Below are 15,802 nucleotides of genomic sequence, written 5' to 3'. Positions count from 1 at the left end.
CCATCGTCCTGATAACGGTGACTGTCTATGCAAGCTCCCGAATTACTCTCGCCTGCCGGTACCTTTAAAAATATGCGTTACGCGTTTGCTTATGGGGCAGATGCCGTTTATGCAGGTCAGCCGCGCTACTCTCTCCGGGTGCGTAACAACGATTTTAAAATCGATAATTTGCATCGTGGTATTGAGTACGCACATGCGCGAGGTAAGAAATTCTATGTTGCTTCCAACATTGCTCCGCACAACAGCAAGCTGACAACGTACCTACGGGATATGGAGCCTGTCATTGAGGCCGGTCCCGATGCGTTGATCATGTCAGACCCGGGCCTGATTATGATGGTTCGCGATCGCTGGCCAGATCAAGAGATCCACCTGTCGGTGCAGTCCAATGTCGTCAATTGGGCCGCCGCTCAATTCTGGCAGCGCCAAGGTATTCGCCGCATTATTTTGTCGCGGGAACTATCCCTTGAAGAGATTGGCGAAATACGCGCAGAGTGCCCAGGCTTAGAGATCGAAACCTTCGTTCATGGTGCGCTATGTATTGCCTACTCAGGACGCTGCCTGCTGTCTGGCTATTTTAATCACCGCGACCCCAACCAAGGCACCTGCACGAATGCCTGTCGTTGGAAATATAACACCATAGCAGCCACTCAAGATGATACGGGTGACCTGTTGCCAGCTCAGCACGTCGCTGAAACGGCGGTGGCCGACCAGGACGAGCTCTCAGCGCTGATCGAGGATGTCACTCGCCCTGGCAAGCTGATGCCTGTGTATGAAGATGAGCATGGCACCTACATTATGAATTCCAAGGATTTGCGTGCAGTACAGCACGTGGCGCGACTGACAGAAATGGGAGTAGCATCGCTTAAGATCGAAGGGCGGACAAAGTCTCATTACTACGTCGCACGGACCGCACAGGTTTACCGCCGCGCCATCGATGATGCCGTTGCTGGCCGCCCCTTTAATATGGGATTAATGGATGAGCTGGAGAACTTAGCGAACAGAGGGTATACCGAAGGCTTCTATCGCCGCCATGTTCACGATGAATTTCAAAGTTATCAGCAGGGTAGCTCCATCGGTGTGCACCAACAGTTTGTCGGTGAAGTGCTGGGCTACGATCCTGTTCGTGGCTGGTTAGACATCGAGGTTAAAAACCGCTTCGAAGTGGGGGATAGCATGGAACTCATGTTGCCAGGTGGCAATCACCGCTTCGTGCTTGAACACATGGAGAACGTTCGCGGCGAAGCCCAGCGCGCTGCACCTGGCTCAGGGCACCGAGTTCGCCTCCCCGTGCCAGGTGTTAGCATTAGCCCGGAGCAGAGTGAATTTGCGCTTTTAATGCGCGATCTTGATCCACCCCGAAAAGCTCAATTTGTATCGTTAGGCACTGCTATTAGCTAAACGCGTAGACATCCATCGCCAGTACGCCATGTTCCACGCTGTGGTGTAACTGAGTTCCATCTCCGCCTGCCCCCATGGCCACCAGTAAGGGCTGGAAGTGTTCTGGGGTCGGGTGGTTTTCCAGCGCTTTTGGAGCACGCTCCCAGTGAAGTAATGCCTGGCGATCATTGTCTTCAATATGTTCGCTAACCCACTGGGCAAACTCATCTACCCAGGCGGGGGTGGGGCTCCCTTGGGGCAGGGTTTCATATAAGTTATGGGTTAGGCTGCCCGAGCCAATAATCAGAACCCCTTCTTTTCGCAATGCCGATAGGCGCTCGCCGAGCGTGACTAGCGCGTCATTTTCCCAGCGCACAGGTAGCGACAGGGAAACGACCGGTACATTGGCCTCTGGAAACATCAGCGAAAGTGGTACCCAGGCGCCGTGATCAAGGCCGCGCTCAACGCGCTCAGCACCCAATAATACTGCAATTTGTTCCGCCAATTCAGGGTTGCCAGGGGCCGGATACTGGCACTCAAAAAGGGCTTGTGGAAACCCGCCAAAATCATGAATCGTTTCTGGTTGTGCGCTAGTACTGACCTTGAGCGTGAGGCTCTCCCAGTGGGCTGATACGACGACCACCGCGCGAGGGGAGAGGCGTTTTCCCAGCTCGCGTAGGAAAGCGTGGGCCGGCGTTTTATTCAGCGCCAACATGGGGGAACCATGGGAAATAAACAGGCTGGGTAGCATTTTAGTACCTCCGTTAGCCTATAGCGGGCTAATGATGCCCGCACAAGCCGAAGCCAATGCGGGCAGAGCGGTTAAGCGAATTTGCGGCTGACAACAGCGCTACCGCCACCTAGGCCTGCCTGTACCACCAGAGCAATCGCCCAGAAAATAGGGAATTCCCAGCCACCACCCGGGTTTGAGAACAGCCAGCCGTTACCCAGGTGTACCGAGGCTGCACCTAGCAGCACGGGTACTAGAGCAAGGCTTACCCAACGAGTATAGATGCCCAGTAAAAGTGCTAGGCCACCACCTACTTCGGCAGCAATGGTTAAGTAAGCAAGAACACCCGGTAAGCCCAGGGATTCAAAATAGCTGACAGTGCCTGGCAGGGTGAAGACAAACACCTTAAGCAAGCCGTGAGCTAAGGCCATTACGCCTAAACTGATACGTAGCAAGGCGGTGGCATGGAGGGTGAGTGGTGAAGTATTAGCAGTGGTCATAGCCGTCTCTCTTAGTCGCGAGCATCACGTTGGATGCGATAGTGCCACTTTACAGATGAAAGCCACTGAGATAATCCACTGTTAATGCACTTCACTGTTGCGATAAAGGCGACAATCCGAGCTCAATTTCCCATACTGGTGGGTCACCCCACGCCGCCGCTAATAACTCAATAAAGCGCTCTACTTTGGCAGGTAAATAGCGTCGGGCTGGATAAAGCGCATGGATGTCTAGCAACGCAGGCGGCAGATTCTGCAAAATCGGCACTAGGCGCCCGTTCGCAATGCTATCAGTCACTAAAAAGCTGGGCTGTTGCGCTATCCCTAAGCCTGCTTCAGCTGCATGCGTCAGCATATCGCCATTATTACTCTCTAGGGGGCCAGAAATACTAAGTAGTTGATGACCAATCCGCCAATCGCCACTGTTTTGGCCGCTTCGGTAGCGAAGGCAGCGGTGAGATGCCAAGTCTTCACTAGTCAGCGGCGTGCCATACTGGGCGAGGTAATCAGGTGATGCGCAAAACAGCATCCGGCACTGGGTGAGCCGTCGCGCCACTAAGCTAGAGTCGGGCAGGTTGCCAATACGAATGGCGACATCGTAGCCCTCTTCCAGCAAATCAACGCGGCGGTCGTTTAGATCCAAACGCACCTCAAGCCCAGGGTGCGTTTGCATAAACTGTGCAACCAGCGGTGAAAGATAGCGTGTGCCGAAGCTCATCGGGCCATTGATGCGCAACTGCCCGCTCACCGTACTGGTGCCACTGCCGATTTCTGCCGCTGCCTCGTCCAAAGCGATCAGAATGCTTTGCGCACGAACGAGATAGCGTTCTCCCGCTTCAGTGAGGTGCAGCCGCCGGGTGGTGCGCTGAATAAGCCGAGCACCCAATGCCTCTTCAAGCGCCATCACTTGGCGAGATACCCGCGTGCGAGAAAGGTCTAGCGCCTCGGCCGCGCGGGTATAGCTACCCAGCTCAGCGACCTTTACAAACGCCGCGATATGGTCGAGCTGGGTCATTGCGCGTGGAATGCCTGTGCAGCCAGGCGGGGGTCTGGCTGACCACAAATAGCAGAAATAACCGCAACACCGTTTGCCCCAGCGGCTTTCACTTGAGCCATGTGTTCAGCTTTTAGTCCGCCAATCGCGACACTGGGAAGTTGGCAAGCATTGGCAAGCCGTGCCAGCCCATCAAAGCCAATTGGCTGGGCGTGGTCTTGTTTACTGCCAGTTGCAAACACGGGCCCTAAACCGACGTAATTGAGCAATTCGACAGGTGCCTCCTGAAGTTGGGCTAGGGTGTTAATCGAAAGCCCGATAATGGCGTGTTGGCCAAGAGTGGCTCGCGCTGCTTGAACAGCTGTGTCGCTTTGCCCGACATGTAAGCCATCCGCTTGGCTGGCGAACGCCACGTTCAGGCGATCATTAATGATCAGAGGGACACCACTGCCAGCCAACATCGCTTTGAGACGTTTGGCCTGGGCGATCATGTGCTCGTCACTAGCGTGTTTATCGCGTAGCTGCACCATGGTAATGCCGCCCTGCACAGCAGCTTCAACGGTTTTTTCCAGACCCATGCCAGCGCACAGACCAGCATCGGTGACTAAATAGAGTGAAAGATCAAACGGCATGCACCGCCTCCCATTGAGCAAGAGTCGAAAGGTCGTCAGGGGATAATTGATACAGCGCATCCAATAGCGCCACCTGGAAACTGCCAGGGCCTTGAGCCTGCTCGCCTGCACGGCTTCCAGCGATGCTGAAACACGCCAAGGCGGCCAAGCTGGCCTCCAGCGGCTGCTCGCGGCTTGCGGCCACAAAGCTTGCCACCAGCGCACTCAATCCGCAGCCCAAGGTAGTCACGCGAGGCATGAGTGCGTGCCCACCTTTAAGCCGATAATGATCCGTGCCATCGGTGATGAAATCGCTCTCGCCAGTGACCGCCACCACGCAGCGATGTTGCTGTGCTAACGCAATGGCTGCGGTTGTAGCTTCTTGGGTGCTAGCAGTCGCATCGACTCCACGCCCTTGGCTGGCGAGTCCGTTAAGTGCCTGAATTTCTGAGGCGTTGCCACGAATAACGCTAGGCTGATAAGCCAGCAGCGTCTCGCAAACACGCAGGCGAAATGTGGTAGCACCAACAGCCACAGGGTCAAGCACCCACGGAATATGGTTTTCATGAGCAGTGCGCGCGGCGACTGCCATGGCGTCAGCCCAAGGGGAAGAGAGGGTGCCAATATTAATGGACAGCGCGCCAGAAATAGCCGTGAACTCCGCCACTTCTTCTTGAGCATGCAGCATGGCGGGGGAAGCACCTGTCGCCAATAGCAAGTTAGCGGTGCTATTCATCGCCACATAGTTGGTAATGCAATGTACCAGCGGTGTGGCAGCGCGCAGATCGCGGAGATAATCGCCGAGTGGGCGTGAAGGCATAATATCCTCCCGGCTGGGAGGTGATGCAGTTGCACCACGACTCCCTACGCCGGTGTTATCCGGTTCAGGTTCAAAGGGTGCTTCTCAGCCCGTTAAGCAAGGGCGCCCCTGTCGTGATGGTACTATCCTTGGCTTAGATCAATCTGTAAAGCCTGGGAAACGCTATGAGCAAATATCAACGAAACGAGATGCGTGTTCCGTAGGTGAGCATCTCATCAGGCGTTATCGCCTTACCCTCAACACCAATCATTTCATCGCCACACTGGTCGGCAAACGTAAGCACGCCATGAGTGAGGCCCAGCTGTCCAAGGGTGTCGCGAATCTCACCGGTGCCCAAAAACGTGCTGACATGCCCCTCAGCACTGGTTAAATCAGAAACACCGTTCGCGTGATGGAAGCGAACCTTATAGATACCATCCATTGATTCAACTTCCACAATCGGTGAAAAGCCATTGTGTATGGCATGGGCTAACTGCTTTAACGTTATGTGGTCACCGAGGGTCATATCAATCGCGGTCATGGAAAACTCCTGTGGGCGCCTCAAAGGTGGGGCATCGCTCATGTTGCGGGAACTGCTTTTTGTAAAGTTTATGAATAATAAGTGTAGGGGTTTTGTTTAGTATTGCCAGTGTGCTTAATGTGACACTGCGTTAGTGAATCCTACATGCTTGTAAGGGCTGGTATTATGGCTCTAAAGCCCCCATGGTAAGCGGTAAGTGAGGCTCAATGGATTCAATGATCAGCATTAGCGACAGGAGAGCAAAATGAGTTTTCAAGGCGAACAACATTCCGGCGTCGCGCCCGTAGCGCCGCAAACCCAAGGGTTTCGCTTAAATCACACCATGCTGCGGGTGAAGGATCCCGAACGTGCGCTAGCGTTCTACTCTAAGGTTTTTGGAATGCAGGTGCTACGCCGATTGGATTTCGAAGAGATGCAGTTTTCGCTCTACTTCCTAGCCAATCTCGAAAGCAGCGATAACGTGCCAGAAGACAGTCAAGCACGCACTGCCTGGACCTTCAGTCAGAAAGGCTTGCTGGAGTTGACGCATAATTGGGGCACAGAAGATCAGCAGGACTTTGCCTATCATGACGGTAACGCTGAGCCTCAAGGGTTTGGTCATATCTGCTTTAGTGTGCCTGACTTAGAAGCTGCTCAAGCATGGTTTGATGAGCATGAGGTGACGTTCATCAAGCGCGCGGACCAGGGCAAGATGAAAGACGTTATCTTTGTCAAAGATGCAGATGGCTACTGGATCGAAGTGATTCAGGCAGACCGCATGGCAGCCATGGGCGACTAATATGGCCCACTTGCTGTTTCGGCTACGCCACGTGACCGATGAAGAGGCGTTAGAAGTACGCCAATTGCTAGATGAGCAGGGCTTTGATGTCTATGAAACCCAGGCGGGCTTTTTTCGCCTGGGTGTCGATGCAATTTGGCTACGTAACACTGCTCAGCGCGAGGCCGCTGAAGCGGCATTGGCGGCGTATCAGGAAAAGCGTCAAGCTAAAGCACGGCGAGAGCACGAAGAAGCGGTTGCCAGTGGCAATGCACCAACATTATGGCGGCGCTTCCTCGCCCACCCCGTGCAAGTCGTACTGGTAATCGTTGCCGTGGTGCTGATCGCCCTATTAACGCTGCTGCCGTTTATTGGCTTGGTAGGCTAGATTTGTAAACAGTTTTGTAGATTAGCTGGGTAGCTTAACAGTGGCTAAGTGCCCGCGTTTTAGATAAAGCTGCACGCCTTCATTACCCGCGCGTAACTGAGGTGCCGCACCTACTGGGTAGCGGCACCAACTGCCGGTAGCATATTCCTGCTCATCACTGAGCAGAGAGCCTTCCAGTACAAACAGCTCTAAACCACCGGCAAGCGGTGGATAAGACACTAGTGTATTGGCTTCCCAGCGCTCTAGGCTGACTCGTTCTGGGCCATACTGTTTTGAACTATAGGTGTGCAGCATTTTGTAAGTAATACCTGGCCGTCGGTCGGGCTGCCAGGGCAGCCTATGGGCAGGCACGGCCAGTTGCAGAATATCGTTTTCATCAAACTGGTGTAGCTTCACCAGAATAAGTGCGCCTTCTTCCCCTATTTGCGGGGTATGACCAGTGCCAATCGGGTTGCGTAAGTAGCTGCCTGCCGGGTAACGGCCATGCTCATCGGCAAAGACACCTTCCAGCACTAAAATTTCTTCACCACCACCATGAGTATGGCGGTTGAACTGGCTGTTGGGCGCGTAGCGTACCAAGCTAGTGGCTCTGGCGACTTCGTCGCCAATGCGGTCTAGCATCATGCGCTCTACACCCGCGCTGGGGGAGTCCACCCAATGGTACTGATCCGGCGTGACACTGGCAAAGTGGCTAAAATCGGCGTTCAGGCGCATGGTGTTGGCTCTTTGCAGGGGGGAATTTACAGAGATGAAAATTTACAGCAGTAGTGCAAGTCTCCCCATCCCTGGGACAAAATGCAACGCAAAAAAATACCGCCCTGCGGCGGTATTCAATAGTTAACTTTTTGGCTTAATGCTCATGACCATGATGATCGTGTTCATGAGCATGATCGTCATGACCCGGTTCAGCTAATGCTGAGTGCAGCACGTTCGCATTATGACGCATCATGCCTAGGTAAGTGCTGGCATCGCCTTCGCTGGCCAGTGCATCGGCATACAGCGTGCCAGCAATCGGCAGGCCAGTTTCTTCGGCAAGCTGATTAATGATGGCTTGGTTGGTCATGTTCTCGTGGAACAGCGCCTGCACGTTTTCCTGTTCGATGACATCCACCAGCGCGGCCATGCTGGCACCGCTGGGGTCAGCCTCGGTAGAAAGGCCGACAGGGGAAAGAAAGTTCACCCCATAAGCGTTTGAGAAATAGCCAAACGAATCATGGCCGGTAATCACGCTGGCAGAAGCGGGAATATCGCTCAGCAAATCACGAATTTCATGATCAGCCTCGTCTATTGTCGCTAAATAGCGCTCAGCATTCGCTTGATAACTTTCAGCATTAGCACTGTCTGCTTCGATTAAGCCATCGCGAATATTGGTAACGTAGACCTTTGCCTGCTGTAGATCCTGCCATGCGTGAGGGTCGTCATCACCATGGTCATGTTCACTGTGATCGTGCTCGTCGTGCCCGTGGCCATGATCGTCGTGGCCATGATCGTCATGGCCGTGTTCTTCATGATCGTGTTTGGCAAAGGCGCGGGGTTGAATGCCGTTGGTTGCGGTGACCAATGCACCCGTATAGTCGCTAGACTCAATCAAACGCTCCATCCAGCCCTCAAACAGCAGTCCGTTAAAGACCACCACATCTGCGCTGGCCAGCGCGCGGGCGTCGCCTGGGCTTGGCGAATAAACATGCGCATCGCCGTCAGGGCCGACAAGCGACGTTACGTCAACGTGCTCGCCGCCCACGTTTTCGACCATATCAGCCAAGATAGAGAAGCTGGTAACTACCTGGACACGGTCGTTAGCCATTGCCGCAGGCAATGCCAGCATGGCCGAAACACCCACCCACCAGCGCGATGAAGAGAAAAGCGACATATAACGCTCCTACAAAAATAACAAAGAGTTATGACGACTGTTCAAGCGCCAGCGGCGTTGTCTTACGCCGCAGCTTAGCGGCTAAGCTGTGATAGCGGCCGAACAGTGCCGACAGTAGATAACCCACCCCAGCCAGCAGAATAATGCTCGGCCCTGACGGGGTATCAAGATGAAACGAAATCAATAGCCCGCCGGTACTGGCGATCATGGCCAATACCACGGCAATACCTATCAAGCCTTCCAGCCGCTTGCTCCAAAACCGCGCCGCAGTGGCAGGCAGCATCATTAAACCCACCGCCATTAACGTGCCCAAGGTTTGGAAACCCGCGGTTAAATTAAGCACCAATAGCCCTAAAAAAACGCTATGTACCCAGCTGCTACGGCGGCTTTGCCCGCGTAAAAACAGCGGGTCTAAACACTCCACGACCAACGCGCGGAAAATGATCGCCAAAATAATCACAATCAGTGTGCTGATAGAGGCAATGAGCAGTAGCGCAGTGGAGTTAATCGCCAAAATTGAGCCGAACAGCACATGGGTTAAATCCACGCTGCTGCCACCCATAGAAATGAGTAATACTCCGGCCGCTAGCGAGATAATAAAAAAACTCGCCATAGCCGCATCTTCCCGCTGGCCGCCCATTTTCGACACTGCACCGGCAAGTAAGGCCACCATCACGCCGAACAGAACGCCCCCGGCGCTCATCACCGGCAGAGAGAACCCTGCGAGTAAAAAGCCCAGCGCCACCCCAGGCAAAATAGCGTGGGCCATCGCATCGCCAATCAGGCTCATGCCCCGTAGCACCAAAAACACGCCCAGCGGCGGGGCAGCCAGCGAAAGTGCCAAGCCACCCACGACCGCACGTCGCATAAAGCCATAATCAAAAGGTGCAACAAACCATGCATCAAGCAGTGCCAGCATGACGACCTCCCAAAGCAAACGGCACTACCTTGGCCGATGCATGTTGGTGGCTAAGCGCACTAGGCGCGACCCAGCGACCATGGCCACCACTTAGCATCAAAACTTCATCAGCTAGGCGGCTCAGATGATCCATGTCGTGCAGCACAATAATGATGGTCACGCCTTCATCAGCCATTTGGCGCAAAATACGAATCAAGATATCCACCGTATCGCTATCTACGTTGGCAAACGGCTCATCCAGTAACAAAAGCTCCGCTTCCTGCATCAACGTACGGCCAATCAGCGCCCGCTGGCGCTGGCCACCGGAAAGCTCACCCAAAGGGCGGTGGGCCAAATGAGAAATGCCTAAGCGCGCCATGATGTCGCGACCCTTGCGATAATGCGCCGCACAGTAGCCTTTCAGCGCCCCATGGCTTGGCCAACTGCCGGTCATCACCAACTCTTCCACGCTCATCGGAAAGGTAAGGTCCAGAGCCAGTTGCTGCGGTAACCATGCGCGGCGTGCTTTATCAACGGTGCAAATCACTTTGCCGCTAATAGGCCGCAGTTCACCCATAATCGCTTGGATCAACGTGCTTTTGCCCGCCCCGTTGGCGCCGATAAGCGCCGTAATAGCACCAGGTTTTATGTCACCATCGACATGCTCAAGCACCGTGCGCCCGCCTTGGGCAAGGTGCAAATCATGCAGTTGCAGGCGTGAAAGTGAACGTTCACTCATAGCGGCCACCCACTTGCCCACAAAACTAAACCCCATAAACCCAGCAGCGGCAGTGCCACTAGACCCAACCGCTTCGCGGCAGATAATGACATCAGCGAAAAATGACAAGGACCTTCCTTGTTATGGCGATGCATATGCTCACTCATTGAGTGTCCTCGCTAACCAATAAATAAGTTATAACATAACAATTGGCAAAACCAAAAAAGAGCCCGATATTTTACGCGCTCCTGGTGTGCTGACAATCCTGTTGCACTGACAATGTTTTTAACATGACCATGGTGTGCGGCGATTACTACGCGGCTAATAGCGCCAAGCAGCGCCAATTTGCTGGGGTGAGACAAGCAGGGCGTATTCACCGTTCAACGTGACAGGCCCAACCGAGAATCGAGCAGGCTGAAAACGGTTAATTGCGCTAGAAGCCTGGTTGGGCTGCGTCCAAATCTGTAGCTCACTTACCAACATGCCGGTGGCAAAGTTCACGGCACCATCCCGTTCACGACCATCGGCGGCAATCACGGCCCCAGCCAGGCTATTGACCACCAGTGAACTAATGCGTGCATCAAACCCACGGCGCTCACGTTCTGCCTGAGCAAGCTCTAAGCCGAGTGCCTGTACACCGCTTAACTCACCACGTGCCTTCAAGCGCTCGTACTCAACCAGTGCCGCCTGATGCGGCTGCCGATCGGTCAGCATACCCCCGAGAGCCAGCGCCGACTTCACCACCCCCACCCGCGCATCAAAACGATCATCGCGGCTGCTAGCCTCGCTGGATTGGTAAGCATTCAGCGCAAAACTCGCCGCATAAATGCCCGTCCAGCCTGCTTCCCACCACGCTGCGTGGTTCGCCCCACGCTCAAACACCTCATCGTAAGCCGACCAGTCAGCAGACGATTGCGCCTGAGCTTGCGTAAACAGCGTGAGCAGCACCAGCGCGGAAGCCGCCAACACACGAAACATCGGCATAGCGAATCACCCAAATAAGAAAAGTAACGCGCAGCGTAGCACGTTGAGCCAAAGGCGCTAGCGTGGAATCGGTGTGGGCTAAGTATGACTAAGGTCAATGGCGAGGTTGGGTAAAGAATGGTTAGATGGGAGGAAACTAAAAAGGAGCGCTGTCATGGATGATTTCTCACCGTCAGATCTTAAAACCATCCTTCACTCCAAACGTGCCAATCTCTACTACCTCCAGCACTGTCGGGTATTGGTGAACGGTGGCCGCGTAGAGTACGTCACCGACGAAGGCAGCAAATCCCGCTACTGGAATATCCCCATTGCCAATACCACCTCACTACTATTGGGAACGGGCACTTCGATAACACAAGCGGCCATGCGTGAACTTGCCAAGGCAGGTGTGCTGGTTGGGTTTTGCGGTGGTGGCGGCACGCCACTATTTGCTGCCAATGAAGTCGATGTGGATGTTGCTTGGCTGACCCCGCAAAGCGAGTACCGGCCCACGGAGTATCTCCAATATTGGGTGCGCTTCTGGTTTGACGATGCCAAGCGTCTGGATGCCGCCAGGGCATTTCAGCAGGCACGCCTTACTCGCATTGAAGCGCTCTGGACAAATCGCGTGATGAAAGACGCTGGCTTTAGTATTGCCACTGATCACCTGCACAGCGCACTTGCCCACCACCGTGAAGCGATCAGCAAAGCACCGAGCACCGTCGATTTACTTACCCTTGAGGCCCGGCTCACCAAAACGCTTTTCAAGCTGGCCGTGAATGCTGTCGACTACGGTGATTTCACCCGCGCCAAGCGTGGCGCAGGCACTGATCCTGCCAACCGCTTTCTTGATCACGGCAACTACCTCGCCTATGGCCTAGCGGCGACCGCCACCTGGGTATTGGGCATTCCCCACGGGCTTGCGGTACTGCACGGTAAAACCCGCCGGGGTGGGTTGGTGTTTGATGTAGCGGATTTGGTGAAAGACGCGGTGATCCTGCCCCAAGCGTTTATTTCCGCCATGCGCGGGGACGAAGAGCAGGAGTTTCGCCAAGCATGTATTGAGCGCTTAACGCGCACCGAATCTCTCGACTTTATGATTGATACGCTAAAGGAAGTCGCCCAGGAGCTGGGGCAAGAGTTGAGGAGCGGCGAGTAATGAACGTGCTGCTGATTTCCCAGTGCAATAAAAATGCACTCAAGCAAACTCGCCGTGTTCTCGATCAATTTGCCGAACGCCGCGGTGACCGCACCTGGCAAACACCGATTACTCAGGCAGGGCTGGATACGCTGCGCAAACTGCTGCGTAAAACTGCCCGTAAAAATACCGCTGTTGCCTGCCACTGGATTCGTGGCCACGATCAAAGCGAACTGATGTGGGTAGTGGGGGATGCGTCGCGGTTTAACATCAATGGCGCAGTACCAACTAATACCACTGCAAGAGATATCCTTCGCCGCCGCGATGAAAACGACTGGCATAACGGTGAAGACATTTTATTGCTCACAGCAATGGCTGCGTTACTCCACGATCTGGGAAAAGCCTGCGATGCCTTTCAGCAGCGGCTGAAAGGCAAGCTGGAAGGGCGTAATTTATACCGCCATGAGTGGATATCACTACGCCTATTCCAAGCGTTTGTAGGGGGTGACGACGACGCCACGTGGCTTGCACGCTTAGCCGAAGGCCAATACCAAGAACAGCAGTGGCTAGAAAATTTAGAACGCGACGGGATAGATAAATCCACGTCTACAGTGTTTAGTTGTTTACCTCCGCTGGCTGCTGTGCTGGGTTGGCTGGTGCTTAGCCACCACCGGCTACCTTTAAAACCGCCGGAAAAAGATGGTGAAAAAGAAATGCGCTGGGGCAGAGGAAACTCACCACTTCAGGCAGAACAGCTGGGCGGCTTATTTGCTTCTATTCATGCCGAGTGGAACGAGATTCCTGAGACGCAAGACCCTAAACGCATCGCGCCTTACTGGCGATTCAGCAGCGGATTGCCTGTCACAACATCGCGCTGGCAAAAGCGGACAGCGGTAATCGCGAAGCGACTGCTGGCGCGTTTGCCACAAAGCGGGAACTTGCTGGAAAGCCGCTACGTTATGCACTTAGCCCGGCTTAGCTTAATGCTGGCCGACCACCACTACTCAAGCCTTGAAGACTTACAGCATCGTGTGCGCGGCGAACCCAACTATCCGTTAATTGCCAATACCGTGCGCAAGACAGGGCAGCCCAATCAGCCGTTAGACGAGCATATTTTAGGAGTTGAGAAACACGCGGCAGCGGTTGCCCGTGCACTACCCAGCGTAGACAGCCACTTACCCCGTTTAGCGCGCCATAAAGGCTTCCGTAAGCGCAGTAGCCACCCACGCTTTCGCTGGCAGGATAAAGCTTTCGACCTTGCTCAATCGCTAAGGGAGCGCAGCCAGCGCCAAGGCTTTTTTGGCATTAACATGGCGTCCACCGGCTGCGGTAAAACCCTCGCCAATGGCCGTATTATGTATGCTCTGGCCGACCCCCAGCAGGGCGCGCGCTTTAGCATCGCGCTGGGGCTGCGCACGCTAACCCTTCAAACTGGCCAGGCTCTACGTGATCGTTTGCATTTGGGTGAAGACGAACTTGCCGTGCGCGTGGGTGGCAGCGCTAATAAAGCCCTGTTTGAACACTACGAGCAAGAAGCCGAAGCTAGTGGCTCGGCGTCTAAGCAAGCGCTGATCGAAGAAGATGCTCACGTGGTGTTTGACGGCAATTTTGATAGCCACCCGGTACTGCGTCGTTTGAGCGATGAGCCGGGCACTCGCGCGCTGATCGCCGCGCCCATTTTGGTATGTACCGTTGACCATCTAGTGCCTGCCACGGAAAGCACACGCGGCGGGCGGCAGATCGTGCCCATGCTGCGCCTGATGAGCAGCGATTTAGTGCTCGACGAAATCGACGATTTCGATATCAACGACCTGCCGGCGCTTACCCGGCTAGTCAATTGGGCGGGGCTGCTAGGTTCACGGGTATTGCTGTCATCGGCCACCTTGCCGCCTGCGCTGGTGGAAGGTTTGTATGAAGCCTATCGCAGCGGTCGGGAAGCCTTTCAGCGCCACCGGGGCGAACCGGGTTTGACGGTGGATATTTGCTGCGCCTGGTTCGACGAGCACGACCGCCAGCATGAAAACTGTGCCAGTAGCGAGACCTTCAAGGCCGCGCATCAGGTCTTTGCCAAGCATCGGTTAGAGCGCCTCGCCAAAAGCCCAGTACGCCGCCGCGCGGATATTTTAGCGTTGCCGCCGCTGGGCAAACGCCCTGAAGAGATAAGGCCAGCCATTGCGACCCTACTGCGTGAGAATGCGCTAGCACTCCACCAGCAGCATCACTCCGTTGACCTACATTCGGGTAAACGGGTCAGCTTTGGCTTGGTTCGCATGGCTAATATTGATCCCTTAGTGGATGTCGCCAGGGCGCTGTTTCAGCAGGGTGCGCCGGAAGGTGTACGCATCCACCTCTGCGTTTACCACTCCCGACACCCGTTGGTGATGCGCTCTAGCATTGAGCGCCGATTAGACAAAACACTGCAACGGGCGGAGCCTGATCGCGTTTTCCAGCAACCGGATATTCGTCGCCTGCTAGATAGCAGCAAGGAGCAGGATCATCTGTTTATCGTTCTAGGCTCGCCGGTGACGGAGGTGGGCCGCGACCACGACTATGATTGGGCCATAGTGGAGCCTTCTTCTATGCGCTCGATTATCCAGCTGGCGGGCCGAGTACGCCGACACCGCGAGCAGGTGTGTGAATCGCCCAATATTTTGCTGCTCGATACTAACCTCAAACATTTAGAGCAATCTGGAAAGCCTGCCTTCCACAAACCTGGCTTTGAAACAGATCTTCAATGGCGTCTGAGTAGCCACTCGCTTAGTGAGCTGTTAACGGAAGATGAGTACAAGGTGATTGATGCCCGCCCCCGTGTGCTGGCAAGGGAAACGTTGCACGCCAAAGATAGCCTGGTAGACCTGGAGCACGAACGGCTACACCAACTAATGATCGAACAGCCCGCCGAGCCGTTAACCAAAAAAGAGCTACGAATCGGCAAAACGCCTAAGCCGCCACCCTTAGGAGCCTATAGCTGGCATGTGATGCCGCAACTGCATTTAACTGGTGTATTGATACAGCGCGACCCATTTCGCAAGCAGCTCGAATCTGAAATAACGCTAGCGTTGCTGCCTGATGAGAGCGGTGAAACCTGGACGCTACACCGCGTAGACGATGGCGCAAGGCGTGGTGAAAAACTCTACGTTCCGGTGGAAGAGAGTCTTCTGGTGCGGGTAGACCTGGCAAAAGAGCAGGGCGAGCGGATACAACCCTGGGGCGCAAGCAACTACTTAACAGCTCTGGCCGACTTGGCTGAAGACCTGGATATCTCCCTGGATCGCGCCGCCCGTACCTTCGGCACGGTAACGGCCTCGGCTAGAAGCCAGCGGTGGGGGTATCACCCGGTGTTGGGGTTTTGGCGGAGCAAATGAAATTAAGCATGCTCGTTAGTATCCGCGAGCGTTTCGTGTACAAGCGTTTTGATGCCAGCAAGCGCATCCGAGCTGTCATTAGCAAGCCAGGAAAGACTTGGGAAATGAGAGCATAAACCTACAAACTGTTGATCTTCTTCAGACCAAAGAATACTA

Annotated in this window: 16 protein-coding genes and 1 riboswitch; of the genes, 5 read left to right on the top strand and 11 right to left on the bottom strand. The window is 54.6% G+C overall.

Features of this window, described 5'->3' with window-relative positions:
• The first annotated feature begins 27 nt into the window (after window positions 1-27).
• On the top strand, window positions 28-1,398 hold the full coding sequence (gene trhP / locus JFC11_RS10965; RefSeq protein ID WP_038480416.1) for a prephenate-dependent tRNA uridine(34) hydroxylase TrhP: 1,371 nt from the start codon (window positions 28-30) through the stop codon (window positions 1,396-1,398).
• Here the strand turns inward: trhP and JFC11_RS10960 are convergent.
• The 6 genes from JFC11_RS10960 to JFC11_RS10935 form a co-directional block, all read right to left on the bottom strand.
• Window positions 1,391-2,128, bottom strand: a complete 738-nt coding sequence (locus tag JFC11_RS10960) for a DODA-type extradiol aromatic ring-opening family dioxygenase (RefSeq protein ID WP_038480419.1) — start codon at window positions 2,126-2,128, stop codon at window positions 1,391-1,393. The two genes, trhP and JFC11_RS10960, sit on opposite strands and share 8 nt — an antisense overlap.
• Before the next feature lie 71 nt (window positions 2,129-2,199).
• Window positions 2,200-2,607, bottom strand: a complete 408-nt coding sequence (locus JFC11_RS10955) for a DoxX family protein (protein ID WP_038480423.1) — start codon at window positions 2,605-2,607, stop codon at window positions 2,200-2,202.
• Between the two features lie 91 nt (window positions 2,608-2,698).
• Window positions 2,699-3,619, bottom strand: coding sequence for a LysR family transcriptional regulator (locus JFC11_RS10950; protein WP_038480425.1), 921 nt, complete (start codon window positions 3,617-3,619; stop codon window positions 2,699-2,701).
• Window positions 3,616-4,230, bottom strand: coding sequence for a thiamine phosphate synthase (gene thiE, locus JFC11_RS10945; protein WP_038480426.1), 615 nt, complete (start codon window positions 4,228-4,230; stop codon window positions 3,616-3,618). Before thiE ends, JFC11_RS10950 begins: the two co-directional genes overlap by 4 nt.
• Window positions 4,220-5,029, bottom strand: a complete 810-nt coding sequence (thiM, locus tag JFC11_RS10940; RefSeq protein WP_038480428.1) for a hydroxyethylthiazole kinase — start codon at window positions 5,027-5,029, stop codon at window positions 4,220-4,222. Before thiM ends, thiE begins: the two co-directional genes overlap by 11 nt.
• A 24-nt stretch (window positions 5,030-5,053) precedes the next feature.
• A riboswitch (TPP riboswitch) is annotated at window positions 5,054-5,149 on the bottom strand.
• A gap of 55 nt (window positions 5,150-5,204) precedes the next feature.
• On the bottom strand, window positions 5,205-5,549 hold the full coding sequence (locus JFC11_RS10935) for a hypothetical protein (RefSeq protein WP_038480431.1): 345 nt from the start codon (window positions 5,547-5,549) through the stop codon (window positions 5,205-5,207).
• A gap of 244 nt (window positions 5,550-5,793) precedes the next feature.
• Between JFC11_RS10935 and gloA the strand changes: the two genes are divergently transcribed.
• Together gloA and JFC11_RS10925 are read left to right on the top strand one after the other, a co-directional pair.
• A complete protein-coding gene (gene gloA, locus JFC11_RS10930) occupies window positions 5,794-6,327 on the top strand; it encodes a lactoylglutathione lyase (RefSeq protein WP_198349556.1) in 534 nt (177 codons plus the stop codon).
• Between the two features lies 1 nt (window position 6,328).
• Complete coding sequence (locus JFC11_RS10925) at window positions 6,329-6,694, top strand: DUF6164 family protein (RefSeq protein ID WP_038480437.1); 366 nt, start codon at window positions 6,329-6,331, stop codon at window positions 6,692-6,694.
• A gap of 21 nt (window positions 6,695-6,715) precedes the next feature.
• On the opposite strand, the gene JFC11_RS10920 is transcribed toward JFC11_RS10925, so the two are convergent.
• From JFC11_RS10920 to JFC11_RS10900, 5 genes are all read right to left on the bottom strand, one after another.
• On the bottom strand, window positions 6,716-7,408 hold the full coding sequence (locus JFC11_RS10920; protein WP_120385929.1) for a cupin domain-containing protein: 693 nt from the start codon (window positions 7,406-7,408) through the stop codon (window positions 6,716-6,718).
• A 136-nt stretch (window positions 7,409-7,544) separates the two neighbouring features.
• A complete protein-coding gene (locus JFC11_RS10915; protein ID WP_120385928.1) occupies window positions 7,545-8,564 on the bottom strand; it encodes a metal ABC transporter solute-binding protein, Zn/Mn family in 1,020 nt (339 codons plus the stop codon).
• Window positions 8,565-8,592: 28 nt separating this feature from the next.
• Entirely contained in the window at window positions 8,593-9,483 is an 891-nt protein-coding gene (locus JFC11_RS10910) for a metal ABC transporter permease (RefSeq protein ID WP_009723865.1), read from the bottom strand.
• Window positions 9,467-10,201, bottom strand: coding sequence for a metal ABC transporter ATP-binding protein (locus tag JFC11_RS10905; protein WP_038486467.1), 735 nt, complete (start codon window positions 10,199-10,201; stop codon window positions 9,467-9,469). The genes JFC11_RS10910 and JFC11_RS10905 overlap by 17 nt, the downstream gene beginning before the upstream one ends.
• 300 nt (window positions 10,202-10,501) lie before the next feature.
• Window positions 10,502-11,164: a hypothetical protein gene (locus tag JFC11_RS10900; protein WP_198349555.1), complete on the bottom strand. Its 663-nt coding sequence runs from the start codon at window positions 11,162-11,164 to the stop codon at window positions 10,502-10,504.
• A gap of 154 nt (window positions 11,165-11,318) precedes the next feature.
• Here JFC11_RS10900 and cas1f point away from each other — a divergent pair, with 154 nt between their 5' ends.
• Complete coding sequence (cas1f, locus tag JFC11_RS10895; protein ID WP_198349554.1) at window positions 11,319-12,302, top strand: type I-F CRISPR-associated endonuclease Cas1f; 984 nt, start codon at window positions 11,319-11,321, stop codon at window positions 12,300-12,302.
• Window positions 12,302-15,646, top strand: coding sequence for a type I-F CRISPR-associated helicase Cas3f (gene cas3f / locus JFC11_RS10890; RefSeq protein ID WP_198349553.1), 3,345 nt, complete (start codon window positions 12,302-12,304; stop codon window positions 15,644-15,646). The genes cas1f and cas3f overlap by 1 nt, the downstream gene beginning before the upstream one ends.
• Window positions 15,647-15,802 lie beyond the last annotated feature (156 nt).

The sequence above is a fragment of the Vreelandella alkaliphila genome (assembly GCF_016107625.1).
In the GTDB taxonomy this organism is placed as follows: Bacteria; Pseudomonadota; Gammaproteobacteria; order Pseudomonadales; family Halomonadaceae; genus Vreelandella; species Vreelandella alkaliphila.
The sequence above is the reverse complement of the archived record's forward strand: the minus strand, read 5'-3'. Positions and strand labels throughout refer to the sequence as shown.